Origin of the sequence: Methylobacterium jeotgali, from assembly GCF_022179345.1 — a bacterium.
Lineage (GTDB): Bacteria > Pseudomonadota > Alphaproteobacteria > Rhizobiales > Beijerinckiaceae > Methylobacterium > Methylobacterium jeotgali.
On record NZ_BPQR01000045.1, the window covers coordinates 39,904 to 66,534 of the forward strand.

Annotated in this window: 21 protein-coding genes; 10 read left to right on the plus strand and 11 right to left on the minus strand. The window is 72.6% G+C overall.

The genetic code is table 11. From position 1 onward, the window contains the following. The first annotated feature begins 119 nt into the window (after positions 1-119). A complete protein-coding gene (locus MFF04_RS13935) occupies positions 120-1,847 on the plus strand; it encodes a sensor histidine kinase (protein ID WP_373320062.1) in 1,728 nt (575 codons plus the stop codon). Positions 1,848-1,866: 19 nt separating this feature from the next. Here MFF04_RS13935 and MFF04_RS13940 read toward each other — a convergent pair whose 3' ends face one another. Then, the gene (locus tag MFF04_RS13940; protein WP_238276608.1) at positions 1,867-2,805 is read right to left on the minus strand and encodes a hypothetical protein; all 939 of its coding nucleotides are present in this window, start codon (positions 2,803-2,805) and stop codon (positions 1,867-1,869) included. 287 nt (positions 2,806-3,092) lie between these two features. Between MFF04_RS13940 and MFF04_RS13945 the strand changes: the two genes are divergently transcribed. After that, entirely contained in the window at positions 3,093-3,692 is a 600-nt protein-coding gene (locus tag MFF04_RS13945; RefSeq protein ID WP_238276609.1) for a superoxide dismutase, read from the plus strand. Positions 3,693-3,743: 51 nt separating this feature from the next. Here the strand turns inward: MFF04_RS13945 and MFF04_RS13950 are convergent, their stop codons facing one another. Then, positions 3,744-4,457 carry a Pr6Pr family membrane protein gene (locus MFF04_RS13950; RefSeq protein ID WP_238276610.1) on the minus strand — a complete coding sequence of 238 codons (714 nt, stop codon included), beginning with the start codon at positions 4,455-4,457 and terminating at the stop codon, positions 3,744-3,746. An 81-nt stretch (positions 4,458-4,538) separates the two neighbouring features. Continuing rightward, entirely contained in the window at positions 4,539-5,192 is a 654-nt protein-coding gene (locus MFF04_RS13955) for a hypothetical protein (protein ID WP_238276611.1), read from the minus strand. A 157-nt stretch (positions 5,193-5,349) separates the two neighbouring features. Between MFF04_RS13955 and murJ the strand changes: the two genes are divergently transcribed. From murJ to MFF04_RS13975, 4 genes are all read left to right on the plus strand, one after another. Beyond that, positions 5,350-6,879 carry a murein biosynthesis integral membrane protein MurJ gene (murJ, locus tag MFF04_RS13960; RefSeq protein WP_238276612.1) on the plus strand — a complete coding sequence of 510 codons (1,530 nt, stop codon included), beginning with the start codon at positions 5,350-5,352 and terminating at the stop codon, positions 6,877-6,879. 26 nt (positions 6,880-6,905) lie between these two features. Further along, complete coding sequence (locus tag MFF04_RS13965; protein WP_238276614.1) at positions 6,906-7,571, plus strand: haloacid dehalogenase type II; 666 nt, start codon at positions 6,906-6,908, stop codon at positions 7,569-7,571. Positions 7,572-7,651: 80 nt separating this feature from the next. After that, complete coding sequence (locus MFF04_RS13970) at positions 7,652-8,014, plus strand: ArsR/SmtB family transcription factor (RefSeq protein ID WP_238276616.1); 363 nt, start codon at positions 7,652-7,654, stop codon at positions 8,012-8,014. Continuing rightward, positions 8,011-8,184 (plus strand): metallothionein, encoded by a 174-nt coding sequence (locus MFF04_RS13975; protein WP_238276618.1) that lies wholly within the window; start codon positions 8,011-8,013, stop codon positions 8,182-8,184. The genes MFF04_RS13970 and MFF04_RS13975 overlap by 4 nt, the downstream gene beginning before the upstream one ends. Before the next feature lie 243 nt (positions 8,185-8,427). Here the strand turns inward: MFF04_RS13975 and MFF04_RS13980 are convergent, their stop codons facing one another. The 5 genes from MFF04_RS13980 to MFF04_RS14000 all read right to left on the minus strand — a co-directional run bounded on the left by MFF04_RS13980 (position 8,428) and on the right by MFF04_RS14000 (position 14,249). Further along, positions 8,428-10,098: a methyl-accepting chemotaxis protein gene (locus tag MFF04_RS13980; protein ID WP_238276619.1), complete on the minus strand. Its 1,671-nt coding sequence runs from the start codon at positions 10,096-10,098 to the stop codon at positions 8,428-8,430. A gap of 294 nt (positions 10,099-10,392) precedes the next feature. Then, on the minus strand, positions 10,393-12,537 hold the full coding sequence (locus MFF04_RS13985; RefSeq protein ID WP_238276620.1) for a TonB-dependent receptor: 2,145 nt from the start codon (positions 12,535-12,537) through the stop codon (positions 10,393-10,395). Between the two features lie 134 nt (positions 12,538-12,671). Beyond that, the gene (locus MFF04_RS13990) at positions 12,672-13,463 is read right to left on the minus strand and encodes a creatininase family protein (RefSeq protein WP_238276621.1); all 792 of its coding nucleotides are present in this window, start codon (positions 13,461-13,463) and stop codon (positions 12,672-12,674) included. 74 nt (positions 13,464-13,537) lie between these two features. After that, on the minus strand, positions 13,538-13,954 hold the full coding sequence (locus MFF04_RS13995) for a CsbD family protein (protein WP_238276622.1): 417 nt from the start codon (positions 13,952-13,954) through the stop codon (positions 13,538-13,540). Positions 13,955-14,036: 82 nt separating this feature from the next. Further along, a complete protein-coding gene (locus MFF04_RS14000; RefSeq protein ID WP_238276623.1) occupies positions 14,037-14,249 on the minus strand; it encodes a CsbD family protein in 213 nt (70 codons plus the stop codon). A gap of 292 nt (positions 14,250-14,541) precedes the next feature. Here MFF04_RS14000 and MFF04_RS14005 point away from each other — a divergent pair, with 292 nt between their 5' ends. From MFF04_RS14005 to MFF04_RS14020, 4 genes are all read left to right on the plus strand, one after another. Beyond that, the gene (locus tag MFF04_RS14005; protein ID WP_238276624.1) at positions 14,542-15,552 is read left to right on the plus strand and encodes a 2-dehydropantoate 2-reductase; all 1,011 of its coding nucleotides are present in this window, start codon (positions 14,542-14,544) and stop codon (positions 15,550-15,552) included. A 59-nt stretch (positions 15,553-15,611) separates the two neighbouring features. Continuing rightward, a complete protein-coding gene (locus MFF04_RS14010) occupies positions 15,612-16,787 on the plus strand; it encodes a glycosyltransferase family 4 protein (protein ID WP_238276625.1) in 1,176 nt (391 codons plus the stop codon). Then, positions 16,787-17,437, plus strand: a complete 651-nt coding sequence (locus MFF04_RS14015) for a class I SAM-dependent methyltransferase (protein ID WP_238276655.1) — start codon at positions 16,787-16,789, stop codon at positions 17,435-17,437. Before MFF04_RS14010 ends, MFF04_RS14015 begins: the two co-directional genes overlap by 1 nt. A gap of 174 nt (positions 17,438-17,611) precedes the next feature. Then, entirely contained in the window at positions 17,612-18,187 is a 576-nt protein-coding gene (locus MFF04_RS14020; protein WP_373320064.1) for an NAD(P)H-dependent oxidoreductase, read from the plus strand. A gap of 24 nt (positions 18,188-18,211) precedes the next feature. On the opposite strand, the gene MFF04_RS14025 is transcribed toward MFF04_RS14020, so the two are convergent. The 3 genes from MFF04_RS14025 to MFF04_RS14035 form a co-directional block, all read right to left on the minus strand. Beyond that, complete coding sequence (locus MFF04_RS14025) at positions 18,212-18,706, minus strand: hypothetical protein (protein WP_238276626.1); 495 nt, start codon at positions 18,704-18,706, stop codon at positions 18,212-18,214. Positions 18,707-18,822: 116 nt separating this feature from the next. Next, positions 18,823-20,934 carry a penicillin-binding protein 1C gene (pbpC, locus tag MFF04_RS14030; RefSeq protein ID WP_502692906.1) on the minus strand — a complete coding sequence of 704 codons (2,112 nt, stop codon included), beginning with the start codon at positions 20,932-20,934 and terminating at the stop codon, positions 18,823-18,825. Positions 20,935-21,044: 110 nt separating this feature from the next. Next, positions 21,045-26,387: an alpha-2-macroglobulin family protein gene (locus tag MFF04_RS14035; protein ID WP_238276628.1), complete on the minus strand. Its 5,343-nt coding sequence runs from the start codon at positions 26,385-26,387 to the stop codon at positions 21,045-21,047. Positions 26,388-26,631: the final 244 nt, after the last annotated feature.

The following is a 26,631-nucleotide window of genomic DNA, read 5'->3' on the forward strand; positions in this document are numbered from 1 at the left end:
CCGATCCGCCTTGCCCGCCGGGGCCGGAGCGGCCATCTTCCGCGCCATCGGGCGGGCGCGGGGACCGATCCCTGCCGGCGTGGACGGCGTCGGTGCGAGGGACTTGGCGAAGGCTGAGGATGCGAGTGGGCGCAGGCGCGCATGAGCCGCGGCAGGACGTGCCGCAAGAGGTGCGCGATCCCCATCGCGCCGCGTTCGAGGACGCGCCGGTCGGGCTCGCGATCCTGACCCCGGACGGAGCCGCCATCCGCGACGCCAACGCCTGCCTCGCCGATCTCCTCGGTTACGCGCGCGAGGCGCTCGCGGGCACGAGCCTCGCGACCTTGCGCGAAGGGGCTGCTTCCGAGGGCATCGAGATCTGGCGGCGTCGCGACGGTGCCCTCCTCGACGTGCGGGTGCGCGTCAACGGCGGCGTCCTCGCCGTGGAGGCGGTCGACGCCGACGAGGCGGTGCGCGCCGAGCAGAACCGGGACGCGCTGACCGCCGCCGGGCTCGGGGAATGGCGCTGGGACCTGGGGAGCGGCCGCATCGGCCTGTCGCGCCGGGCCGCGCAGATCCTCGGCCATCCGCCCGGCCGCTCGCTGACCTGGCCGGACCTGCGCGGCATGTTCTCGGAGGGCGAGGCCCGGCGGGTGCGGCGCGTCCTGCGGCGCGCCTTCGCCCGCGGCCGGCACTATACGCTGGAGTGCCGGCTGGCGCGGGGCGGGGACGGGCGCTCGATCGTCGTCGGCGTGCGCGGCGAGCCGGTGCGCGCGCCCGACGGCACCCTGACCGGCACGGTCGGCGTGCTCCAGGACGTCACCACCCGCGTCGAGGCGCGCGACGCGCTGCTCGGCCGCGAGCAGCGCCTGCGGGTGGCGACGACGCTCGCCGATCTCGGCATCTTCGAGTGGCACATGCTCGAGGATTCCGCGACCTGGGAGAACGAGCGGATGTTCGAGATCTTCGGCCGGGACCCGGCCGAGGGCACGCTCGGCAAGACCGAGTTCCTCTACGAGATCCTCCATCCCGACGACCGGGCGGAGGTGCGCGCGGCGATCTCGCGGGCGCTCAAGGAGGACGAGATCCTGCGGGTGAGCGGGCGCATCCGCCGGGGCGACGGCGCCTGGCGCACCATCGACATGGCCGGCCGCTTCGAGCGCGACGCCCCGAACCGGCTGCCCCGGCGCCTGATCGGCGTCGTCGCCGACGTCACCGACCGGCGCTACGCCGAGGAGCGGCGCACGCTCCTGATCCGCGAGCTGCACCACCGGGTGAAGAACACGCTCGCCACCGTGCAGGCGATCGTCGGCTCGACGGCCCGGACCGCGTCCAGCATCGAGGCGTTCTACGAGGCCTTCGTCGGGCGCATCAAGTCGCTCGCCCACACCCATTCCGTGCTCACCGAGGCGACCTGGCAGACGGCCGATCTCCGGGCGCTCCTCGCCAACGAGCTGCGCCCGTATGCCGGCGATGCCCAGGGCGGCCTGGACGGGCGCGTCTCCCTCGAGGGGCCGACCGTGGCTCTGCCCTCCGAGATCGCGGTGCCGATCGGCATGGCGATCCACGAGCTCACCACCAACGCCGCCAAGTACGGCGCCCTCTCGAACCGCACCGGCCATGTCGACGCGCGCTGGAGCGTCGAGCCCGGCGGCCCGCAGGGCGTGCTGCATTTCGCCTGGCGCGAGAGCGGGGGGCCGCCCGTCGCACCGCCGCGCCGGCAGGGCTTCGGCTCGCGCCTGCTCCAGCGGGTGCTGAGCACGCAGGTCGAGGCCGAGGTCGTCACGGACTACGCCAAGGAGGGCTTCAGCCTGACCATGCGGGCGCCGCTGCCGGCCCGCGACGAGTCGCTGAACCCGCTGGCCTGACTCTTCGAGCCCGCCGCCGTCAGGCGGCGCCGCGATCCGCCTCGCCGCCGGCGGCCACGAACGCCTTGAGCTCGTCCAGCGACCCGAAGGTGTAGCGGCCCCGCGGGGTCTCCGCCTCGATCACCCCGTCCGAGAACATGACGTAGGTGTTGCCGCCGGACGCATAGGTGCCGACGACCTCGCGGGCGGCGGGCGCCGCCTCCGGCTCGGGCGCCGTCTCCTCCGGCGCGGGCAAGGGCTCTTCGGTGGCGAGCGCCGGGCGCAGCGGCGTCTCCTCGGCGGCCGGCGCGACCGGCGCCTCGGCCGCGGCCTCGTCGCGCAGGGTCTCCTCCGGGCCCGGTCCGGCGATGGGCTCGGCGGTTGCCGTCTCCTCGGGGCGCGCCGGCGGGGCCGGCTCCGGGCTCACGAACAGCTCGTCCTCGGGCGCGAGGTCGATCGGCGTCTCGTCCCGGGCGGGAGGCGGCAGCGGACGCTCGGGCTCGTCCCGGTCCTCCGGCGTCGGATCGGAGGCGGGCCCATTGTCGGCGGCGGCGAGCAGCGCGCTCTCGAAGCTCGGCTCGCTCCGGCGCAGGCCGATCCCGGCGGCGCCTGCCCCGGCGAGCGCGCCGATGGCTCCCGCGCCGAGCGCGCCGGCCCCGAGCGCCGGCTCCGCCGTCCGGCCCTGCGGCTCCGGCGGGGCGGGGAAGGGCAGCGTGGCCGCGGGTGGCACCAGGGACGCGGGCACGGGCGGGCGCGCCTCCTCGGCGAGGCGGCGGAAGCTCAGCGCCTGCTCGACCCGGCGCAGGGCCGAGACGGCGGCGGCGAGCCCGAGCAGCACCGCGCCCGCGGCGGCGACGGTGGCGCCGGCCGTGACCATGGCGAGCCCGCTCTCGAGCCGGACGAAGGGGAAGCCCTGGATCACCGAGGCGATGCCGCCGATCATCATGGCGGCGGCGAGCGCGTACAGCGCGACGGTCATGGATACTCTCGACAGACGGGACGGTGGTCCGGCCGCGGACAGTAAGGCCTTGTCCGGCATTTGCAAAATTCGAACGCCGTCATCCCCAGGCCGCCCCGGACGGGGATGTTTCCCGCCTCTTCGCGAAACCGCCGTTGCCAGGCCGCCGCTGCGGCTTACCTTAGCGTCGTCGCCGCAGGGCCGCCGCACGGGCGGTCCGCGCAACGGGCCCCGGCGCGATGGCGGCGGATGCCCGCCCAAGGGCCGGCCGACGGCCCCGCGCCCGACGAGAGAACCGGAGACCGACGATGACCTTCACGCTGCCCGAGCTGCCCTACGCCTACGACGCGCTGGGGCCGTACATGTCCAAGGAGACCCTCGAGTTCCACCACGACAAGCACCACAAGGCCTACGTGGACAAGGGCAACGAGCTGCTCCAGGGCACCGACCTCCAGGGGAAGAGCGTCGAGGAGATCGTCAAGGCGAGCTACAACACCAACCAGGCGCTCTTCAACAACGCCGGCCAGCACTACAACCACATCCACTTCTGGCAGTGGATGAAGCCCAACGGCGGCGGCACCCCCCCCGGCGCGCTCGCCAAGAAGATCGACGAGGACCTCGGCGGCTTCGAGAAGTTCAAGGCCGACTTCATCGCCGCCGGCATCGGCCAGTTCGGCTCCGGCTGGGCCTGGCTCGCGGTCAAGGACGGCAAGCTCGCCATCCTCAAGACCCCGAACGGCGAGAACCCGCTCGTGCACGGCGCTACGCCGATCCTTGGCGTCGACGTGTGGGAGCACTCCTACTACATCGACTACCGCAACCGCCGGCCCGACTACCTCAAGGCCTTCATCGAGAACCTCGTGAACTGGGAGCACGTCGAGAAGCTCTACGGCGAGGCGCGCGCCTGATCGCAGGCCCCGCGTGACGGCCGGGGCGCCCGCGCGGCGTCCCGGCTCCGATCAGGACCGGTCCGGCTCCTCCCCTCGGCGGCCGGGCCGGGCTCCGGCGAGCAGCCGGTCGAGGGCGACGAGCGCCATTCCCACCGCCACGAAGCCCGCCGCGATCACCGCGCAGGTGACGGCCACCGTTCCCCAGCCGAACCGCGCCCCGTCGATGAACGGGTAGGCGTAGCGCCCGCCGAGCGCCCCCCGGACCAGCGCGTAGCCGAGGAAGGCGAGCGGATAGGCGGTCCAGATCAGCGGATCGACGCGCCGCAGGCGGCCCTTCCCGGCGAAGACCAGCCAGAACAGCGGCACCGCCACCGGCAGCACGAGGTGGAGCATCGCGTCGGCGAGCAGGTCGGGGCCGGCGAGCGGACGCAGGCCCCGCAGCAGCGCTTGCTGCACGATGCCGACGAGGAGCGTCATCAGCGCGGCCGCCGCGACGGCGCGGGCGCGGGTGGCGGGCCGCGCGAGCCCCCGCGGGTTCGCTGCCAGGGCCGTGAACAGCACGGCGGCGAGCAGCCCCGTGGTGTTGGTGAAGTAGCCGAGCATCACCCAGGCGGTCGCCCCGACCGATCCGGTCCGGCCAAACACCGCCGTGCAGCCCGCCGCGAGGCCGGTCCAGGCCGCCAGCGCGACGAGGGCGGCGCAGATGCGGGCGGCCGGACCATCCATCGGCCACCGGCCGGGTCGTGCGGGATCATCCATGCGCTGGAGCGAAGCGTCCGCCATCCCTGCTCCGGTCGTCCCGAGCCACCTTCGCGGCTCTCGTAGCCGGCGCGCATGTGGGAACGATGTCTGAGGCCGCACCCGCTATAACCGCTCCACCTCCGGGAGGGTGGCGAGCACGGCCTGCTCGTGGGCGAAGTCGTGGCCCTCGAAGCGGCCTCGCACCCAGGCGCCGGGATCGGCCGCTCCCGTGAAGCCGACGGTGGCGAGCGCCATCGCCTCACGCCCGTGCAGGCGCCGCAGCAGGTTGAGGAGCCGCAGGAGACCCAGCACCGCGAAGCCGAGGGAAGGCATCCGCCCCTGCGGGTAGGACAGGCCGGGCAGGCGAGCCCCGTCGAGGACCGAGGCCGTCACCCCGCTCCGCCGCGCCCCGAGCGCCGCCCGCAACCCCTCCTCGAGCCCCGGCCGCCAGACCGGCGCGAACAGGAGATGCAGCGCCCCGCCCGCCTCGGCCGCGAGGTCGAACCCCGGCCGCAGGTCCGGGCCAAAGCCCCAGTAGGACTCGTGGTGGTTGGCGAAGAAGCAGAGCGCCCGCGCGCAGGGGGCCGCCCGCAGCGTCTGCGCGAAGAGCGGCCGGTTGAACTGCACGAGGAGGTCGTCCGCGTTCAGCTCGAGGCGCGCGGTCAGACGCGGGTTGTTGGCGACGAGCACCGCCCGCCGCGCCCCGCAGGCGTAGAGCGGATGGCCGAGGAAGTCGGCGAGCGTCGCCGGGGGTGTGGGAAGGGGACGCTCGCTCATCGACAGCCTTCCCGAACCTCCCGCCCGCTCGGGTGCATCATCGCGGCCTTGAGCCCGGCCGGCAAACCGGCCAAACCCGCACGCGCCGCGAACCGCGTCGGCTCCGGGAGCTCAAGGTGGCGTCGATCTCATCCGTCCTCGCGCAGCGGCCTCCGGCGTGATCCGCTCGATCCTCTCGGTCGGCGGCTGGACGCTCGTGTCGCGGGCCACGGGCTTCGCCCGCGACGTGGTGATGGCCGCGGTGCTCGGCGCCGGACCCGTCGCCGACGCCTTCGTGGTGGCCTACCGCCTGCCGAACCACTTCCGCGCGATCTTCGGCGAGGGCGCCTTCAACACCGCCTTCGTACCCGCCTACGCGAGGCTCTCCGAGGCCGGCGCGCCGGGGGAGGCGGCGCGCTTTTCCGACCGCATCTTCACCCTGATGCTGGTCGTGCAGGTGGCGCTGCTGGCGATCGCCCTGCCGCTGATGCCCCTCGTGGTGCGGGCGCTGGCGCCGGGCTTCGCCGAGGACCCCGCCCGGCTCGACCTCGCCGTGGCGCTCACCCGCATCACCTTCCCCTACCTGCTCTTCATCACCGGGGTGACGCTGCTCTCCGGCATCCTCAACGCCCATCGCCGCTTCGCCGCCGCAGCCGGGGCGCCGGTGCTCCTCAACCTGACGATGCTGGCGGCGCTCTCCGTCGCCTTCCTGTTCCCGAGCGCCGCGCACGCCGCCGCCTGGGGCGTGACGGTCTCAGGGTTCCTTCAGTTCGGTCTCGTCTGGTGGGCCTGCCGGCGGATCGGGGCGGATCCCGGCCTCGCCCGCCCGGCCTTCTCCGACGCGCCGATGCGGCGCTTCTTCAAGGTGCTCGGCCCCGCGGTGATCGGCTCGGCGGGCTTCCAGGTCGCGACCTTCGCCGACACGATCATCGCGAGCCTGCTGCCGACGGGCGCCGTCTCGGCGCTCTATTACGCCGACCGGCTCTACCAGCTCCCCTTCGGCGTCATCGCCATCGCCACGGGCACCGTGCTGCTGCCGGAGATGAGCCGGCTGCTGGCCGCCGGGGACGCGGCCGGAGCGCACGCGGCCCAGAACCGGGCGACGGGCTTCTCGCTGGCGCTGTCGGCGCCCTTCGCGATCGCCTTCCTGACCCTGTCGGGGCCGATCGTCTCGACCCTGTTCGAGCGCGGCGCCTTCTCCGCCGAGGACGCCGCGCGGGCGGCCTCGGTGCTCGCCGCCTACGGGCTGGCGCTGCCCGCCGTGGTGCTGGTGCGCAGCGCGGTGGCAAGCTTCTACGCGCGGCAGGACACGACGACGCCTCTCTACGCCTCGCTCACCGCCATCGCGGTCAATGTCGGCCTGAAGATCCTGCTCACCGGTACCTATGGCGTCACGGGGCTGGCGCTCGCCACCGCCGCCTCGCAGTGGGTGAACCTTGCGATCCTCGTGATCCTGGCGCTCCGCCGGGGCTGGACGGCGCCGAGCCGCGGGCTCGGGATCACCGGGATCGGCGTCGCGCTCGCCTGCGCCGGCCTCGCCCTCGTCGCCCTCTACGGCTGGCCGCTCGCGAAGGGGTTCGTGCCGCCGCTGCCGCACCTGCGCGACCTTCCCGCGTTGGCCCTGACGGGGCTCGCCGGCGTGATCGTCTACGCCGCGCTGCTGGGCGGCACGCTCGCAGCCTTCGGGATCAGGCTGCGCCGGCGGTAGCCCTCCGCCCCGGAAAGGAGGCCCCGATGCGCCACGACATCCTCGCCCACGCCCGCGCCGTGGTCTTCGACGCCTACGGCACCCTGTTCGACGTCCACTCGGCGGTCGCCCGCCACGCCGGCGCGGTCGGCCCCGAGGCGCGGGCGCTCTCCGACCTCTGGCGGGGCAAGCAGCTCGAGTACACCTGGGTCTACGCGCTCACGGGCCGCCACCCCCCGTTCTGGACCCTGACCGAGCGCGCCCTCGATTTCGCCCTCGCCCGGCATCCACGCATCGACCGGGCGCTGCGGGAGCAACTCCTCGACGCCTACCGCGACCTCGACGCCTACCCGGAGGCGAAACGCGTCCTCGCCGCCCTGAAGGCGCGCGGGCTTTCCACGGCGATCCTCTCCAACGGCGATCCCGCCATGCTGGCGCGCGCCGTCGCCTCCGCCGGAATCGAGCTCGACGCGGTCCTCTCCGTCGCGGCGGCCGGCGCCTACAAGACGCACCCGCGCGCCTACGCCCTCGTGGAAGAGCGCCTCGGCGTGCCGCCCGAGGCCGTGGTGTTCTGCTCCTCGAACCGCTGGGACGTGGCCGGTGCGGCCGCCTTCGGCTTCGCCGCCGTCTGGGTGAACCGGACCGGGCTGCCGGACGAGTACCCGGACCTGCCCCCCACACAGGTCGTCGCTTCCCTCGATGCCCTCGTCTGAGGGACGAACCGTCTCCCCCGATTGACGGCGGGAGGCCAGATCTCTACATATGAACATGTGCTCATGTGTTGGAGTCGGACGTGCAGCCGCTCTCGGCGGGTCAGGTCGAGGATGTTGCGGAGGTGTTCCGGCTCCTCGGGGAGCCGAACCGCCTGCGGATCGTGCTCGCCTGTCTCGACGGAGCGCATGAGGTCGGGGAGATCGTCGAGCGGCTCGGGCTCTCGCAGTCGCTGACCTCGCACCACCTGCGGCTGCTGCGCACCGCGCGGATCTTGCGGGCGGAGCGTCGGGGTCGGCACGTGGCCTACGCGCTGGACGACGACCACGTCCGCGACGTGGTCGCCAACATGGTCGCCCACCTCACCGAGGCGCACGACCACCACGGGCACTCTCACCCCCCGCATGACGGGGACCTGGATCAGAGCGAAGGAGCGGAGCGATGACGAGCGTCGATGTCGAGATGGTGAAGTGCGCCTGCCCGGACTGCGTCTGCGTGGTGCCGGTGGCCAAGGCGGTCGAGCACGAGGGCCGCGCCTTCTGCTGCGACGAGTGCGCCAACGGCCACAAGGATCATGCCGGCTGCGACCACGCCGGCTGCACCTGCCACGGCTGATTGTTCGGACTTTCGCGCGCCGGGCCTTCCTGGGCCGGCGCGCCGCGCTTCCAGCAACCGACCTCGATCGGCTCGGCCGTGTTGGCTTCGGCTCGCGACCCAGCCCGGTCGCCCGGACAGCCTTCGGCACTTCCCGAAAGCGGCCATTCGTCGGCTACTCGGCAGTTTCGGCTCGGGGTAGGTTCCAATGAAAAGGGGCCGGCGTAGTGGCGACCCTCGTCATCATTGCCCGTTCGGCCGATCTTAAGCGGCACGAACGGTCGCCAAGAAGCGTGCGACTTCCGCGCTGAGATGCTCGGACTGGTGCGACAGCTCAGAGGCCGACGAAAGGACCTGGCTGGCAGCCGCTCCTGTGTCCTCCGACGCGCGTGCCACACCGACGATGTTGCTCGTCACCTCTGCGGTGCCAGTCGAGGCCTGAGCCACGTTGCGCACGATCTCCTGCGTGGCCGCGTCCTGCTCCTCCACCGCGGCGGCGATCGTGGAAGCCACAACGTTGATCTCGCGGATGCGCGCGGTGATGGAGCCGATGGCCCCGACCGCCTGACCCGTTGCAGTCTGGATATGACCGATCTGACCCGAGATCTCCTCGGTCGCGCGTGCGGTTTGAGAAGCCAGCTCCTTCACCTCGGCGGCGACCACCGCAAAGCCGCGGCCGGCCTCACCCGCCCGTGCCGCCTCGATCGTCGCATTGAGGGCCAAGAGGTTGGTCTGGCTCGCGATGTTCGAGATCAGGCCGACCACCTCTCCGATCCTGGCCACAGCCCCGCTCAGCTCCTGCACGAGGGATCCGGCCTGATCCGCCTCGCTGACCGCCCGCTGCGCCAGATCGGCCGACCCTAGAACCTGCCGGCCGATCTCCTGAACCGACGAGCCCAGTTCCTCAGCGGCCGCGGCCACGGTATTGACATTGGCGGCTGCTTCCTCTGCTGCAACCGCGACGGTGGTCGACTGGCTCGCCGTCTCGGTGGCGGCCGAAGTCATGGTCTGGGCGGTCGCCTGCAGCTCGGTGGCGGACGACGAGACCATGTCGACAATCCCGCCAACGGCCTGCTCGAAGCTGTCGGCCATCTGTCGCATACCGGCCTTGCGCTGCTCCTCCGCGGCCAAGCGCGCCTGGGCTGTCTCGGCTTCCAGCGCACGGGTGCGGATCAGGTTATCTCGGGATGCCTCGACGGCCGACGCGATCGCACCGATCTCGTTGGTCCGCGCGAGGTAGGGGACCTCGGTTGCCAAGTCGTCGGCCGAGAGGCCGCGCATCCGCTCTATCAGCCGGTCGAGGGGACGCGTGAGCCCGCCGACGACGAAGCCGAAGCCGGCCAGCCCGATCATGAGGGCGAGACAGCAGAGCGAACTCGTCAGCCAAAGCGCCTGCCGGTAGGTGCCGGCCGCCTGCGCCGCAGCCTCGTCGCCAGCCTTCGCGTTGAGCGCCGAGTCTTGGTCAAGGATCTTGACGGCATCATCGAACGGCGTGCGAGAGGCCGAAAAAGCGTCGAAGAGCAGCTTCTGATCACCGGCCCGAGCCGCGGCCATGAGCCTGACGCGCTCGCCGAGATACGCGGCCCACCGCTGGCCGTAAGACTCCCAAAGGCCGCGCTCCTCCGGGCTGCTGACAAGGGACTGGTAGCGCTTCGCCACGACCTCGACGTCTGCGAGCCTTTGTTCGGCGACTTGATCCAACTCGCGGACGGGTTCGAGCGCGGCGACATAACGTGCATCAACGAGGCGCAGTCGGGTGATCTTGTACTTGAGATCACCAAGTTCTCGTACGCTCGGCATCCAGTTTCCGGACAAGTCGAGCGCGTTGTCGTTGACGGCCCGTAACTGCAGAACGCTGATGACGCCTTGCGTCAAGATGGCAAGCGTCAAGCCCCATAGGAGGCCGATGAGGGTTTGCTTGATCTTCAGGCTCACGGCGGAAGGCCCTATGAAAACTCTGCCATCTTCCGCATTAATCATCAAATTTCCGTTTCGATTGCTTCTGCCTCGTTTATAGGCAGAAGATCCAATCATGGTCGGTACTGCGGCTTTGAAAGAGAGCGTGAGCGAGTGCGCTGGGGTGCCGAGTAGATCTCGTTGATGTCTGTGTCGGGTCGGAAGCCGGTGCAGCACCGACATCCGCTTTCACAAGTTGCCGACCGGAAGCGGACTGGCAGAAACCCACCCTCCGACGGTCCTCCGAATGGTCGAGCGGATCGGGTCCGGTCCCTAGAACCGCGCCGTCAGGAACAGGCGCAGGTTGCGGCCCGGTAGCAGGATCTCGTCCTTCTTGAAGGAGGCCGAGTTGCGGATGTCGTCGTCGAGGAGGTTGCGGCCTTGCAGGCCGAGCGTGACCTCGCTGGCGCCGTAGAGCGCCGGGTCGAGGCTCGCCGTGTAGCTCACCTCCGCGCGCAGGTCGTTCCAGCCGGGCGTCGTCGTCTCGAAGGGCGCGATCGCCGTGTGCGCGAAGGCGTGGAGCAGGTTCACCCGTGCGAACCAGCCGTCCGCCCGCACGAACACGCCGCCGCCGAGCCGGTGGGGCGGGATGCGCGGCACGTTCGAGCCGTCGTCGAACTGGGCGCGCACGAAATCGTACTGCGCCTCGACGCCGAACCAGCCGTTGCCGACCGGAATCGCATCGTATTGAGCCCCGATCTCGGCGCCGTAGAAGGTGGCGTTGGCCTGGGAGTAGACGATCTGGCGCAGCTCGTCGCCGCTGCCGCAGGAGGCGAAGTCGTCGTCGCAGCGGGTGCCGGTGTCGCGCTTGTAGATGAAGCCCGTGTAGCGGGTGAAGTAGCCGGTGGCGTCGAGGCGAAGCGGCCCTTCCGAGCGGCGGATGCTGGCCTCGATGGTCCGCGCCCGCTCGAGCCGCAGGCGCGGGTCGCCGATCTCGAAGGTGGCGGTGGCGTCGTGCGGCCCCTGCGAGAACAGCTCGTAACCCGTCGGTGCCCGCTCCACGTAGGAGCCGTTGAGGCTCGCCACGAACCCGTAGGGCAGATCTTGCAGCGCGCCGAGGCTGAGGCTCTTCGGGGCGAAGCGCCGGGTCAAGGCGTAACGAGCCGGGTCCTCGCCGGGCACCGGCAGATAATCCGTCGGGAACTGGGTCGCGGTGGAGTTCAGCCGGTCGCCCTCGATGCGCCCGGCCGCCTGGAAGCGCAGGCCGTGGCCGACATCGAGCTGCTCGAACAGGTAGACCGCGTTCGAGCGCGACTCGGTGGCCGGCAGGAAGCCTTCGAGCTGCGTGTTGATCACCCGCCGGCCCGCCTGGACGCCGACGGCTCCGGTCAGCGTGCCGAGCGCCGTGAACACCGGCACATGCTGCGCCTCGATCCGCGCCTCGACCTCGCGGTTCTTGAAGATCGCCTGGATGCCGTCGATCCCGCTCTCGCCGATGCCGACCTCGTCGTGCCGGTACACCGAGCCGCCGGCCCAGAAGCGCAGCACCTCGAAGGGACCTTCGAGCGGCCGAATCTCGCCCCGCGCCGCGAGCTTGTCCTGGCGCGGCGTCAGGCGGGTGCGCGCCTCCTCGGCCTCGCCGCCGGGGATCTGGTAGAGCCCCTCATAGCGGCTGTAGGAGATTCCGAGGAAGCCCCGGTCGCCGATCGCCGAGATGCCGACCGCGCCGCCCTGCGATTCGGTGGCCGAGTTGCGCTGGATGCCGCCAGGGATCGCGTAGCTGTCGGTGGCCGTCCTGAAGCCGTCGGCGTGGACCGCGATGCCGTCGCCGCCGGCATCGACGCTCGCGGCCCCGAGCCGCCCGTTGTCGACGCTGGAGAAGCCCGTCATCACCTGCCCCGAGACGCCGCGGGCGGGGATGAAGGTCGGGATGCGGTTGTTCTCCGCCGAGACCACGCCGCCGATGGCGCCCGAGCCGTAGCGGAGGGTGGCGGGTCCGCGGATCACCTCGATCCGGTCCGAGACCAGCGGGTTGATCGGCACCGCGTGGTCCTCGCCGAGCTCGGACACGTCGCCGGAGACGATCCCGTTCTCCTGGATGCGCACGCGGGCGTTGTCGAGGCCGCGGATGATCGGCCGGGAGGCGGCGCCCGGCGCGTAGGTCGAGGACGAGATGCCCGGCCGGTCGGAGAGCGCGTCGCCCAGTGTGCGTGGCTGGTCGCGGGCAATCTGGTCGCTTGTCACAACGGTCACCGGCGAGAAGGTGCTCGCGACGACTGGCAGGATCCCGTTCGGGGACGCGGCCGGCGCCGCCGCGCGGGGCGCCGGCTGGATCGGGCTCGGCGAGGTCACGCTGAGCTCGTCGAGGCTCACCGCCTGCTGGGCCTGCGCGACGGCGCTTCCCGGAGCGAGGCCGAGCAGCGGCAGCGCGGCGAGGCGAACGATGCGCTTCCGGCGCGGGGAGAGGGGACGGGACATGCGACCGGGCCGTTGAGACTGTTATATCGTTTCATAGGCACCGACCGCATGCCGCGCCGCAACCGCGAAAACGAGGATGCGATGGCATCGACGCGGGACGTTACATTGTTACAACAGGGTTTCGGCCCGGCGCGCTATCGGCCGTCGCCCGGCAGGGAGAAGCGCGCGACCTCCGCAAGGAGGGCTGCGAAGCGCTTTGCGCCGTGCTCCAAGGCGGCCTCGCCGGCCGCGGCCGTGCCGAGTCCCGCGTTCCCAATGGCGCCGGACGGGTGCAGGTCCCCCGCCTTCCAGGCGAAGGCGGCGGGGCGGCCGGCCCGCAGCAGCGCGTAGTCGCGGGCCATGGCGGCGGTCGCGGGTTCGAAGTCATCGATCGCCTCTCGGCGCACCAGCTCCGGGTGGAGCGCCAGCATCAGCGCCGTCTCGAGGCCGCCGGCATGGATTCCGTGGGCGATCTCGGCCTCGGGAAACAAGCCTTCGGGCAGGCCGAGCCGGCTCCAGGAGGTCGTCACCGCGACCATGCCGTGGCGGGCCCGCAGCTCCCCGGCCACGAGGTCGATGAGGGCGCTGTTGCCGCCGTGGGAGGTGACGATCACCAGCCGCTCGCAGCCGGCGCGGGCGACGCCGGCGCCGATCGCGGTCCAGGCGTTCAGCGCGGTGGCCGTGTCGAGAGTGAGGGTGCCGGGGAAGGCGTCGTGCTCGTCGGACTTGCCGATGCTCTGGACCGGCAGGACGAGGGCGTCGACCTCTGGAGAGAGGTGGGCGCCGAGTCGGGCGAGATAGCCCTCCGCGATCATCACGTCCGTGCCGAGCGGGAGATGCGGCCCGTGCTGCTCCACCGCCGCGACCGGCAAGACCGCCACGGAGCGGGAGAGCGCCCCGCCCGCGCAGTCGGCGGTGGTCAGGTGGCTCCAGGGGCGCAGGGGCATGGCAGAAACCTCCCGGACCCCTCTCGGGGCTCCGGGACAGGCTTACGTCATGGAAAGGTGCGTGAGAACGGGCCTCAGCGCCGCCCGCGCACGATCAGCCCGAGCCCGAAGGCGGCGGCCGCGACGAGGAGAAGGGTCGTCCCGCGGTTGTCGTCGGCCCGCTGCACAAGAGCGCGTCCGCGTGCCTCGGCCTCGTGGCGGTAGTGGCGCCCGCGCTTCCCGGCCTCGTGACGGATGTGGCGGCCCCGCTCCCGCGCTTCGCCGATCAGGGCCTCCCCGCGCTCGCGGGTCTCGCGATAGAGATGCTCGCCGTCGCGGTAGAGGGCCTCGCTGTGCTCGCGGGCGCGGCCGTACTCGTGGCGCAGGGCGCCGGCGGCTTGGTCGATGGCGCCCTCGATCTGCGGGCGCGGGCGGCCGGCCAGCGCGCCGAGGGCCGTCTTGCCGCGGCCGCGCAGGTTGCGGAAGCCGCCTTCGATGCGGTCTCGGTTCATGGTCTCGACCTCCTGTCGAAGGGGCGGCGCGCTTCCACGCCGCCCCGATGGTCGCGGGGCATTCGACGCCCCGAGGGCCGCGTCAGATCCGGTTGACGGCGTCGGAGGCCTTCTGGGCGGCGCCCTTGATGCCGTCCTTGGCCTTGCCGACGGTCTGCTGGGCCTCGCCCTTCAGCTCCTGCGCCTTGCCCTCTGCCTGCAGCTTCTCGTTGCCGGTGACCTTGCCGATGCCCTGCTTGACGTTGCCGGCGGCCTCGTTGGCGAGACCCTTGATCTTGTCGGTGGTGCTGCTCACGGAAGAACTCCTTCGCTCGATTTCGGTGCGGGCCAAGCTCAAGCCTGCCCGCTCACCGGGACCGAACGGCCACCTCCGGCGAAGGTTCCGGAGTGATCCAAGGGTGCCGAGACCCTCGACGTTCAAAAAAACCTGCGTTCGAGCGCCAAAATTTTGCGTTGGGCCGGGTTTGCCGGAACCGCTAAATCATCGCTAATTCAAAATACGCGCTGCTCGCACGGCGATATGCGGTCCTCGACTTTCGGCGACCGCCGGGCACCGGGCTGGCATCAGGGATCAGGGACGGGAAGCCATGAGCATCGCGATCGTCGGCGCCGGCGCCATCGGCGGCCAACTCGGCATCAAGCTCGCCCATGCCGGCGAGGACGTCACCTTCATCGCCCGCGGCGCCAACCTGGAGGCGATCCGCGACAAGGGCATGCGCCTGATCGAGGAGGACGGCTCCGAGATCCAGGTGAACAACGTCCGCGCCACCAGCTCCATGGCGGAGGCCGGCGTCCATGACGTGGTGCTGCTCACCGTGAAGGCCCACCAGGTCGGCCCCATCGCCGCCGACCTGCGCCACCTCGTCGGCCCCGAGACCGTCGTGGTGACGATGCAGAACGGCATCCCGTGGTGGTACTTCTGCGGCGGCCACGGCGGCGACTACGCCGGCACCCATATCGAGGCCGCCGATCCGGGCGGGCTCATCGCCAAGCACCTCGACTGCTCCCGCGTGATCGGCTCGGTGGTCTACCCGGCCGCGATCCTCACCGAGCCCGGCGTCGTCAAGGTCGTCGAGGGCAACCGCTACACGCTCGGCGAGCTCGACGGCACGGCGAGCGGGCGCGTCGAGCGCCTCGCGGCCCAGCTCACCAAGGCCGGCTTCAAGGCGCCGGTGACGAGCGACATCCGCGGCGAGATCTGGCTCAAGCTCTGGGGCAACCTCAGCTTCAACCCGATCTCGGCGCTGACCCACGCCACCCTCGTCGACATCTGCCAGTTCCCCGACACGCGGGCGCTCGCCCGCTCGATGATGGAGGAGGCGCAGGCGATCGCGAACAAGCTCGGGGTCACCTTCCGCGTCGACATCGACCGGCGCATCGCCGGCGCCGAGAAGGTCGGCAAGCACAAGACCTCGATGCTCCAGGACGTCGAGGCCGGCCGCCCGATCGAGCTCGAAGCGCTCGTCGGCTCGGTGATCGAGCTCGGCCGCCTGACCGGCACGCCGACCCCGCATATCGACTCGGTCTACGCCCTGATGCGGCTCCTCTCGAAGAGCCTGGAGACCGTGAACGGCTCCCTCTGCATCGTCTCGGTCTGATCTCCTCAAGGTGAGCGCGCCGCGCGACAGGGCGGGAGCGGCCTGATAGAGCGGCCGGGATGACCGCCTCGCCCCCATCTCCCTCGACGCAGGTCCCGAAGAACCTGGTCTTCGTCGTCACCGAGGACTGGTTCTTCGCCTCGCACTTCCTGCCGATGGCGCGGGCCGCCGTCGGCATGGGCCTCGAGGTCGCGGTGGTGACGCGGGTGCGCGCGCATCGCGCCGCCATCGAGGCGACCGGCGCCAGGGTCGTCGAGCTGGAGGCGGAGCGCTCCAGCCTCAACCCGATGGCGGCGGGCTACGCGGCGGGCCAGCTCGCGGCGATCCTGAAGGCGCTTAAGGCCGACATCGTCCACTGCATCGCGCTCCGGGGCATCCTCGTCGGCGGCACCGCCGCGGCGATGGCCGGCGTGCCGGCCCGCGTCTTCGCACTCACGGGCCTCGGGCTGATCGGCGCCCGCGAGGACCGCACCGGCCGCATGGCGCGTCTTGCCCTGAAGGGGCTGATCCGGGGGCCGCTCGCCACGGCCCGCACCCGCTTCCTGTTCGAGAACCCGGACGACGCCCGCGCGCTGGGGCTCGATCCGGCGGACACCGCCGTGACGATCGTCGGTGGCGCCGGGGTCGACCCGGAGGCCTTCGCGCCGACCCCGCTGCCCGAGACGCCGCCCCTCAGGCTCGCGGTGGTCTCGCGGATGCTCTGGTCGAAGGGCATCGACACCGCGGTCGAGGCGGTCCGCCGCGCGCAGGCGAAGGGCCTGCCCCTCACCCTCGACCTCTACGGCGCGCCCGATCCCTCGAACCGCCGGGCGATCCCCGAGGCGACCCTGCGCGAGTGGTCGCGGGACGGCGTGGCCTGGCACGGGTCGACCTCCGATCCCGCTAGAGTCTGGGCCGGCCACCACGTCGCCTGCCTCGCCTCCCGGGGCGGGGAGGGCCTGCCGCGCAGCCTGCTCGAGGCGGCGGCCTGCGGCCGGGCGATCCTCACCACCGACGTGCCGGGCTGCCGGGCCCTGGTGCGCGACGGGATCGAGGGACTGATCGTCCCGCCCGGCGACGCGGCAGCGCTCACGGACGCCATCGCCCGGCTCTGCGGGGAGCCCGGCCTCGTCGCAGGGATGGGGGCGGCCGCGCGGGAGCGCATCCTGGCCGGCGGCTACACGGAGGCGGCGGTGGCGGAGACGGTCGCCGGCCTCTACCGCGAGCTTCTCGGCGGCGGGCACCCGGGGCGGTGATCGCCGATCCGGACGCCTTCATCCGGGCCGAGACGCGGCTGCTGCCGGTGCCGCATGCCCCCGAGATCCGCCTCCACCTCGCCCACGAGGCGACGGAGCTGTGGCAGCGCACCGAGGAGGCCCTTGAGGAGATCGGCCTGCCGCCGCCCTTCTGGGCCTTCGCCTGGGCCGGCGGGCAGGCGCTCGCCCGCTACCTCCTCGACCGGCCCGAGACGGTCGCGGGCCGCACCGTTCTCGATTTCGCCTCGGGGTCGGGGCTGGTCGCCATCGCCGCCGCGCGGGCGGGCGCGGCGCGGGTGCTGGCGAGCGACCTCGACCCCTTCGCGATCCGGGCTATCGCGATCAACGCCGCCGCCAACGGCGTGGCGGAGCGGATCGAGGCCGTGCAGGCGGACCTGATCGACCGGCCGGTCGCAGCCGAGGTGATCCTGGCCGCCGACATCTTCTACGAGCGCGATATCGCGGCGCGAGTCGGCAACTGGCTCGCGCGACTCCATGCCGGGGGCGCCACCGTGCTCGTCGGCGATCCGGGCCGCACCTACCTGCCCCGCGACCGACTGGAGCCGCTCGCCACCTACGAGGTTCCCGTGACCCGCGCCCTGGAGGATGCCGAGATCAAGCGCAGCTCCGTCTGGCGCTTTCGGGACTGACCCGCCTCCCGGATCGGGATTTCCGGAAACCCTGTTGGCGCTCAGGCGTCTTCGGAGGGGCCCGGCGTCTCGTTTCGGTACGAGAATGCCGCGCCCGCGTCTTGCAGACGGCTGGAATCACCGTATCTCGCTTGAGGCCGGTCTCCGCCGGCCCGTCGACGGGAGGAGTGAGCCTTGTCCCTGCCCCGCCTCGTCGCCTTCTCGGCGAGCTCCAACCGTCCCTCCCGCACCCGTGGCCTCGTCGAGGCGGTGGCGGCCGAGGTCGAACGCCATCGCCGCGTCCATCTCAAGGTCTTCGACCTGCTCGATGCCGGTCCCGGCCTCGCGGTGTCGAGCCGGGCGGCTCTGCCGCTGCCGGCCGCGCGCATGATCGAGGCGATCGAGGGCGCCGACGCGCTCATCGTCGGCACGCCCGTCCACCAGGGCTCCTATTCGGGCCTGTTCAAGCACGTCTTCGATTTCGTGGGCGCCACGGCGCTCGCCGGAAAGCCCGTGGCGCTCACCGCCACCGGCGGGGGCCTGCGCCACGCGCTCGTCGTGGAGCACGGGCTGCGCCCGCTCTTCGGCTTCTTCGCGGCCCACATCGCGCCGACCTCGGTCTATGCCGGAGCCGACGAGATCGTCGCCGGAGAGGTGGTCGATTCGGTCGTCGCTGAGCGCGTGGCGAGCGCCGGCCGCGAGATCGCGCTGCTCCTCAACGCCGCATCCTCGGCGCAGGCCGGGCCCGGCCGAGCGGCGCCCGCGGCCTGATACGGCCGCGGGACGCGCAGGCGGCTACTTCACCTGATTGAGGCAGATCTGCACGGCGCCGAGCGCCTGGCCGACGTTCGGGGTCTTGAACCAGGCCTCGTTGTCCTTGTCGCCGTCGAAGCGCAGGCCGATGTCGGAGCCCGAGCCGATCGACTTGAGGAGCCCCTCCGGGTCCGTGAAGGTGCCGAGCAGCACCGTCTTGTCGGTGGCCTCCCACTTCACGGCGCGCTGCTCGACGGTGTCGTCGACGAGGAGATCGGCCTTGGCCGTCTCGCCCTTGGTCCACTCCCACTTGCCGTAGCCGAACACCATGATCAGGGCGAGCTCCTTGCCCTTCTTGGCGAAGGTGAAGTTGACTGCGTTGCGGGCGTTGCCGTCGTCCTTGTCGATGTAGTTGTACTGGACGGAGCAGATGCCGTCGTCGGGCTTCGGGGTGACGTCCCAGCCCGCGACCATGTCGGCGCGCGCGGTCGTGGTGAGGGCGAGCAGAGCCGCGCCCGCGATGAGATGCCGGAGCATGGGAGAGAAGTCCTGTGGTGGCGTTGGTCCGGCCCCCTTCGGGCCGACCGTATCATCGTGCACGGGGACCGGTTGCGGGCAAGCTAATCCGCAGGGTTGACGCTTCGTGACGCCCGCTACTCGAGGCGCACGACCACGCTGTCGCTGGCCCCGGCCGCGTCCATCACCGAGATCCGCGCGAAGCCGGCCCCCTCCGGCGCCCAGTCCGCCTGCCGCCGCGCGCTCTCGGCGACGGGGCGGCTGTCGACGAGCCAGGTCAGCGGCGGCACGCCGCCGAGCGCCTTGAGGGCGAGATGGGCCGCCTCCGCCGGCGTCCCGGCGAGGCCGAGATCGATGCGCGCCCCGTCCGGCGGGTAGGCGATGCGCAGCGGCGTCGCCCCGCCCGAGGCCGCGAGCCCGTCCTTGCGCAGGTGGCGCAAGGGGGGCGGCAGGGCGAGGTTACCTGCGATCAGCGCGTCGCGGGGGCGGGCGATCGGCTCAGGCTCGCCGCCGTAGCGGCTGAAGGCGTCGAACAGGATCGGCGCGGCGGTGACCCGCCCGACGAGGCCCGGCACCGCCGCCCCGTCCGCCCGCCCGACCCAGACGGCCACAGTGATGCGCCGGTCGAAGCCGATCGCCCAGGCGTCGCGGTAGCCGTAGGAGGTGCCGGTCTTGTAGGCGATCCGGTTCGGCAGGGCGTTCTCGGGGGGCGGCGCGCCCCGCAGCGCGTCGGCGACGTACCAGGCGGCCACCGACTCGGCGATGTCGGCCCGGAGCGTTGGCACCGGGGGCGGGAGATCGGCGCGGCGCAGGAGGTCCGGCACGCTGCCGCCCCGCGCCAGCCCTGAGAAGAGCCGTGCGGCGTCGGTGAGCGTGATGCCGAGCCCGCCCAGCGCCACGGGGAGCCCCGGCGCGGCGTCCCGCGGCAGGGCGATCCCGGCGCCGGCCGACCGCAGCCGCGCGATGAGTCGGGCGGGGCCGACCGCCTCCAGCAGCTCCACCGCGGGCACGTTGAGGGAGAGCTGGAGGGCGCGCCGGGCGCTCACCGTGCCCTGGTAGGTGAGATCGAAGTTTTCCGGCGCGTAGCTCGCCGCGTAGCGGACCGGACGGTCCTCCAGGAGCGTCTCCGGGTGGGCGATGCCGGACTCGAAGGCGAGTGCGTAGATGAAGGGTTTGAGCGCCGAGCCCGGCGAGCGCAGCGCCCGCGTCATGTCGATGGCGCCCCGCCGCGAGGCGTCGAGATAGCCGGGGCTGCCGACATGGGTGAGGACGGCGCCGCTCGCGTTGTCGATCACCAGGATCGCCGCCGAGAGGCCGGGGCCGGCCGCCGCGGCCCGTTCGGTCGCCAGCGTCTCCAGGCTCGCCTGCAGGCGGCCGTCGAGGGTGAGCCGGATCGAGCCCGCCTGCGGGTCGGCCGCCACCGCCTCCTCGGCGGCGTGCGCCGCGATCATCGGAAAGGGTTTTTTTCCGTGTGGGACCGGTTCGGCCTTGGCGGCGCGGGCCTCCTCGCGGGTGAGGACACCGCTGGCAGCGGCGATATCGAGCACCCGGTCGCGGGCGCGCTTCGCAGCGGCGGGAAAGCGGTCAGGCCGGCGGGCCTCCGGGCTCTGGGGCAACGACACGAGAAGCGCCGCCTCGGCCGAGGAGAGCCGGGCGGGCTCGCGGCCGAAATAGGCGAAGCTCGCCGCCCGCAACCCCTCGACGGGGCCGCCATAGGGGGCGAGCGCGAGGTAGAGCTCCAGCACGCCGCGCTTGCCGAGGCGCCGCTCCAGCTCGATCGCCCGCAGCCCCTGGCGGAGCTTCTGGGCCAGCGAGCGCTCGGGCCGCGGCTCGACGAGGCGGGCGACCTGCATCGAGAGGGTCGAGCCCCCCGAGACGATGCGCCCGTGGCGCAGCCACTGCCAGGCGGCGCGGGCCACCGCGCGGGGGTCGACGCCGTAGTGGCTGTCGAAGCGCCGATCCTCGTAGGCCGTCAGCATGGCGAGCATGCGCGGGTCGACGTTCCCGGCAGAAAGCGGCAGCCGCCAGCGCCCGTCGGCGGTGGCGAAGGGGCGCAGCAGGCCGCCGCTCCGGTCGAGCACCACCGTCGAGCGCAGCGAGGCCGGGCCGAGATCGAGGGGCGGGAGGTTTTTGGAGAACTGCCAAAGGGCGAGGCCGGAGGCGGAAACCGCGAGCCCGATGATCAGGGCGCAGACCGTCAGAGCGCGTCTCCCTCCCCCCCTTACGCGGGAGGGTGGCCCTCGCGTCAGCGAGGGTCGGGAGAGGGGAGCGACCTCTCCGGAGGCGGCGCTCCCCTCTCCCGACCCGCTTCGCGGGCCACCCTCCCCCGTAAGGGGGGGAGGGGGATTCCCGTGCGCGCTCACTTCGCGTCCGTCACCTCGAGCGTGCCGAAGCCGGTGCGGCCGAAGCGCTCGGGGCGGTACATGTCCTCGATCGAGGCGCCGGGGTGCACGTAGGTGCCCGGCGAGACCGCCCGCACCGTGTAGGCCGCCGTGAAGAAGGCGGATTGCTCCGGCGTCCGCTCGAAGGCGGCGACGAAGCGGTCGTCCCGGAACTCGCTGTGGACCGGCTGCACGTCGCTCTTTGCGAAGGCGAGGCCCTGGAGGGCGTCAGCGTCGAGGAGCTTCGGGTTGTCGATCTCGAGTCCCGCCGGCAGGCGGTCGACGAGGAGGAGGCGCCCGGCGCTGGCCTTGGCCTCCGTCACCTTAAGCACCACCGCGAGGCGCTCGTTCTGGCGCACGCCCCGCGTCAGGTCGACGGCGCTGCCGTCGATGCGGTGATAGCTGCGCTCGATCGTGTAGCCCCGCGACTCCGCCGGCTCCGGCGCCACCGGGTTGCCGGCGACGCTGACCGAGACCTGCGCGGGCGCGGTGCCCTCGTTGACGATCGCCACGGGCTTGGCATCGAGCGCCGGGCCGCGGTAGCTGCGGGCGAGCTGGCCCTTCTCGGAGGCGCCGTCGACGCGGAAGGCGAGCGTCTCCGATTCCTTCGTCAGCCCCTGCGCGGCGAGCACCATCCAGGCGTTCTCCTGGGTGCTGGAGGGTCGGCCCGACGCCTGCTCCTCGCCGAGCACGGCGGCCACGGGCTGGAGCGCCTCGCGGGTGAAGCCGGTCTCGGCGGCGAGCGCCAGGATCGCGGCCCCGTCGCGCAGGCGGGAGCCGTAATCGGCCCGGTAGCTCCCCTTGTCGCGCCCGCCGCTGCGAAGCGATTGCAGGGCTGACTCGAAGGTCTTGGCCGCCCGGCCCCGGTCCCCGAGCAGGGCGAGGGCCGCCGCGATCTGCCCGCGCCCGAGGGGCGTCGAGAAGTCGCCGATCTTGGTGTCGGAGAGGTAGCGCAGGTCGCCCATCACGGGCCGGCCGTTCCGGGCGAGCACGTAGGCCGCGTAGGCGAGGTCCATGCCGCCGTCCCGCACCTCGGTGGTGTTGGCGACCGCGTTGCGCAGGCGGTCCAGCGCGCTCGCCATCGCGCTCTGCGGAACCGCGAAGCCCCGCTCGCGGGCCCGGGTGAGGAAGTCGGTGACGTAGGAGGCGAGCCAGAGGTCGTTGGCGCCGGACGCAGACCACAGCCCGAAATCGCCGCTCGAATCCTGGCGGGCGAGCACCCGCTCGATGCTCTCGCGGATGCGGATGTCGGCGCTCTCGTCGAGGGCGAGGCGGTCGTTCGCGGCGAGCTTGTTGACGTAGAGGAGCGGCATCGCCCGGCTGACGATCTGCTCGGAGCAGCCATAAGGGTAGCGGTCGAGCGCCTGGAGCAGGCCCGGCACGTCGAGCCCCGGCAGCGCCGAGGCCGAGACGGAGACCGTGCCGGTGCCGGGCAGCACGTCGGCGAGGAGATCGGGCCCGAGGTTGAGCGTCGCGCCGGGCTCCAGCGGGCGCACGGAGCGGCGCAGCAGCGCCCCCGTCCCCGGCGAGACCGCGACCCGGAAGCTCTGGCCGACGCCGGCCTCCAGCCCCGGCCCCGACAGGGCGAGGTCGATGCGGGCGATCCCCGGCCCGGCGGCGGTGACGGGAATCGCCACCTGTGCCTTGCCGCTGGCCTCCAGCCGCACGGTGCGGTGGGCGGCCCCGGCGCCGACGAGCATCGGGCCCGAGAGGTCGAGGTCGATCGTGTACTCGCCCGCCTGCCCCTCGACGTTGTCGAGGGCGACGAGGAAGCGCGAGCGGTCGCCGGTGTTGAGGAAGCGCGGCAGGGTGCCGGCGACGACCACGGGGTCGCGCACGATCACGTCGGCCTGCGCCTGGCCCACGCGGCTCCCGCTCCAGGCCGTGACCATCACCCGGCCGGTGCCGTTGAAGGCGGGCAGCGGGAAGGTCACCTGCGCGGTGCCGTCCGGACCGACCTTCACGACACCGGAATAGAGGGCGAGCGGCGCCTGGGTCGGAGGCGCGTCGGCGAGCTCGCCCCCGCCGCCGTCGCCGCCGGAGCGGATGGCGCCGAGCGTGCCCTGCATGCCGTCGATCAGGTAGCCGTAGACGTCGCGGATCTCAGGCCCGAGTGCCTTCTGCCCGAAGAAATGGGCGAAGGGGTTCGGCGCCTCGTAGCGGGTGAGGTTGAGGATGCCGACATCGACCATCGCCACCGTCACCCGCGCCTCCTCGCCTGAAGCCAGACCGGCGACCTTCACGGGCAGCGTCAGGTCCCGCCGGGGCCGCGTGCGCTCGGGGGCGGCCACGGAGACGCCGAGGCCGCGCTTATCCCGGTCCACGGAGAACCAGGCGAGGCCGAGCGCGCGGCCGGGCTGGCGCTTGGCCGCCTGGTCGAGGGGCCGGTAGGCGGTGGCGACGAGGTAGGCGCCCGCGCCCCACTCCGCCTTGACGGGAAGGGTGACGGTGGTGCCGCCCTCCGCCACGCTCACGTCGAGGGTCTCGTGGACCCGGTCGGAGACGACCGCCAGCGTCGCCGTGCCCTTGAACCTGGAGCCCAGGCGAGCGCGCAACGTGTCGCCCGCCGCGTAGGCCGGCTTGTCGAGGGTGAGCTCGAGGAGGTCCGGCACATCCGCCGTCTGGCCGCCGGACCAGCCGACCTGGAAGGTCACGCTCGCCGCCGCCCCCGGCCTGCCGGGCACGCTCGCCTCCAGGCGGTACTGGCCGAAGGTCACGGGCGCGCCGATACGGGCGGGAGCGTCGCCGGAGATGTCGGCCTTGCCGTCTGCGATCCGACGCACGGACTTCACCGGCTCGAAGGACCAGCGCCCATCCGCGCGGTACCACTGGTAGTTCTGCTCGATCCGCGAGAGCGTCCAGACGACGCCGGCCTGGGCCAGGCGCCGTCCGTCCGGCGCGGCCATCACGAGATCGAAGCTGGCGAGCCCCCCTTCCTGAAGGTCGCCCGAAAAGCCCTTGCGGATCGCCAGCACCGGCGCGTCGGGCAGGATCGGCAGGGTCAGGCTGCGCGAGAGCGCCCGCCCGCCGGGCTCGCCGACCGCCAGCGTGATCTTCGCCTCCATGGCGCGGGGCGCGCTCGACGCCTCGACGGGCACGGTGATCGTGGCGTTGCCCTTGGCGTCGGTCGTGGCGCGGGACTCGATCTCCTTCGCGCTCGCCTCGACGCTCTCGTCGTCGAGGCCGATGGAGAAGCCCTCAAGCCCCTTGATGCCGGGTGCGGCCGCCGCCTGGAGCGTGACGCTGCCGGACACCTCGAGCCCGGCGCCCGGCGCGCCGTAGAGGTAGCGGGCGGCGACGTCGATCCGGGCGGGCTCGCCCTTGGCGAGGCTCGGCGTCTTCGGGGTGAGGTTCACCTCCAGGCGCTCGGGCACGTAGTCTTCCAGCAGGAAGCTCGCCTCGCCGATCGCCGGCGCCTTCGGGTCGGTGAAGGCCTGGATGCGCCAGGTGCCGTGCATCGCCCCCGACAGCAGCGGCAACGAGAAGGCGCGCCCGCCGAGCCCCTCGTCGGCCAACTGCGCGCGTCGATACTCGACCCCGTCCGGCCGCTTCACGACGAGGGTCAGGGGCAGGTTCGGCACCGCGACGCCCTGCGCGTCCCGCAGGAGGGCAGTGATCTGCACGGTCTCGCCGGAGCGGTAGACGCCCCGCTCGGGGAAGACGTAGGCCTCGACCGTGCCGGTGGCGGTGCGGCCCTTCACGCCGCGGTCGGTGAGGTCGAAGGCCGAGAGCGACAGGTCGAGGAAGCCGTAATCGTCGCCGAGCTGCGCCACGACGAGCCCCGGCGCGATGCCGCCCTCGCCCCGCGCCAAGCCGGCTGCGAAGGCGGCGTGGCCCTTGCCGTCGGTCTTCGCCGTACCCAGCACCTCGTTGTTGCGGGCGATGAGCCGCACCTCGGCCCCGGAGACGGCCTGCGCGCCGGCCAGCGAGCGCAGGAAGACGTGCACCCCGTCAGGGCCCTTGAAGGCGGTGAGCCCGAGGTCCGAGACCACGAACCACTGCGTCGCCTGTTGCTCGTAGCCGCCCCCTTCCTCGTCGGAGGCTGAGGCGGCGCCGCTCGGTTGCGCCAGCATCACGTAGATGCCGGGCTCGAGCTTGCCGACCGCCTGGAGCACGGGGAAGGCGGTGACGGCCTCCTGGTTCTGCTCGGCCTTGGCCGTGTCGAGGCTGCCCTTCCAGACCCGCACGCCCTTCTGCTCGGCGATGGTCCGGGCGGTCGAGCCCGAGAGCTGGTTGAGGAACTCCTCCGAACGCAGCGAGGGCAGCAGGTTGCGGTCGCCGATGCGCAGCACCTCGACGTCGAGCTTGGGCGCGTTCACCGAGACGAGGGGCACCCCCGCCTGTCCGGTGCGGGGCAGGACGTAGTTGCGGCCGGTGAAGCGCGCCTGGGGCGAGCGGTCGCGAACGTAGACCTCGTAGTCGGAGGCCTTCGTCAGCCCTTCGCCCGGTACGTTGGAGGGCAGGCCCTCGCGCAGGACGAAGGCGTAGCGGCTGCCGTGCTTGAGCCCGTCGACGCAGACCTGGCTGCCCTCGGCCATCACGGCGGCGTTCGTCGCGCCGGAGACCGCGACGTAGGGGCTGAGGTCCGCCTTCGCCGCGACCGGCTCGGAGAGGGTGAAGCAGACCCGCGGCGAGGCGGCGTCGGAATCGACCTTGTAGTCGAGGATGCGGAAGCCGTGCTCGGCCCGCAGCGCCTCGTAGTCCTCGCGCACGCCCGAATCGTCGCTCGCCGCGAGGCTCGCCCGGTAGGTCTCCATGGCGTCGCGGTACTCGCTGCGGTCGGCGTAGAGGCGCGCGAGCTGGGCGAGCGCCTCGCCCTCCGGCTGTCCCGCTGCGGCCCGCTGGTAGGCGCGGAAGGCGGCCGCCAGCGCCCGGCGGCCGAGCCGGTTCTTGGCGGCGTAGTCCTTGTTCTCCTCGTTCGCCGCGGCGGTGCTCGCGGCGCGGGCGTAGGCGAGCCAGTTTCGCGGATCGCCCGGATCGGCGGCGACCGCCCCGGTCAGGGGCTTGAGGGCGGCGTCCGCCTTGTCGTTGGCGAGCAGCGCCTCGCCGGCGTCGCGCGCCTGCTTCGCCGCGCGCACCGGCCCGGAGGCTGCGGCCTCGTCCTTGAGGGCCGCTTCGAGGCGCACCGCGTCACTGGCGAGCCCCTCCCGCTGGAAGGTCTTCTTCGGGGGCGGCGCCGGGCGGGCCGGGACGGCCGGTGCGGCCCGAGGCGCCGGGGCTGCCGGCGTCGGCATCTGAAGCTGCGCCGAGGCGGGAAGGGCGAGGCAGATTGCCAGCGCGAGCCCCGACACGAGGCCGCCGAGCCGTGACGATGCCAGCATGATCCCCTCCGCTCCCCTCGCGGCCCGCCGGTCCCCGGCACGGCCATCTCACGGAGGCCCCGAGTCGGCGGGGCCCATCGCGAGGGCGGCGGACGGTATCACCTGCCGCGCCCGCCGCAACGGCGGCGCCCGAGGTGAGCGCGGCGATGGGTGCGCTGCCTCACGAGAGGGGCGAGGCTCCGGAGCGACGCCCTGGCCTTCGCCTGCCGACCCTGACAGGCTCGGCCGGATGGCAAAGGATTCG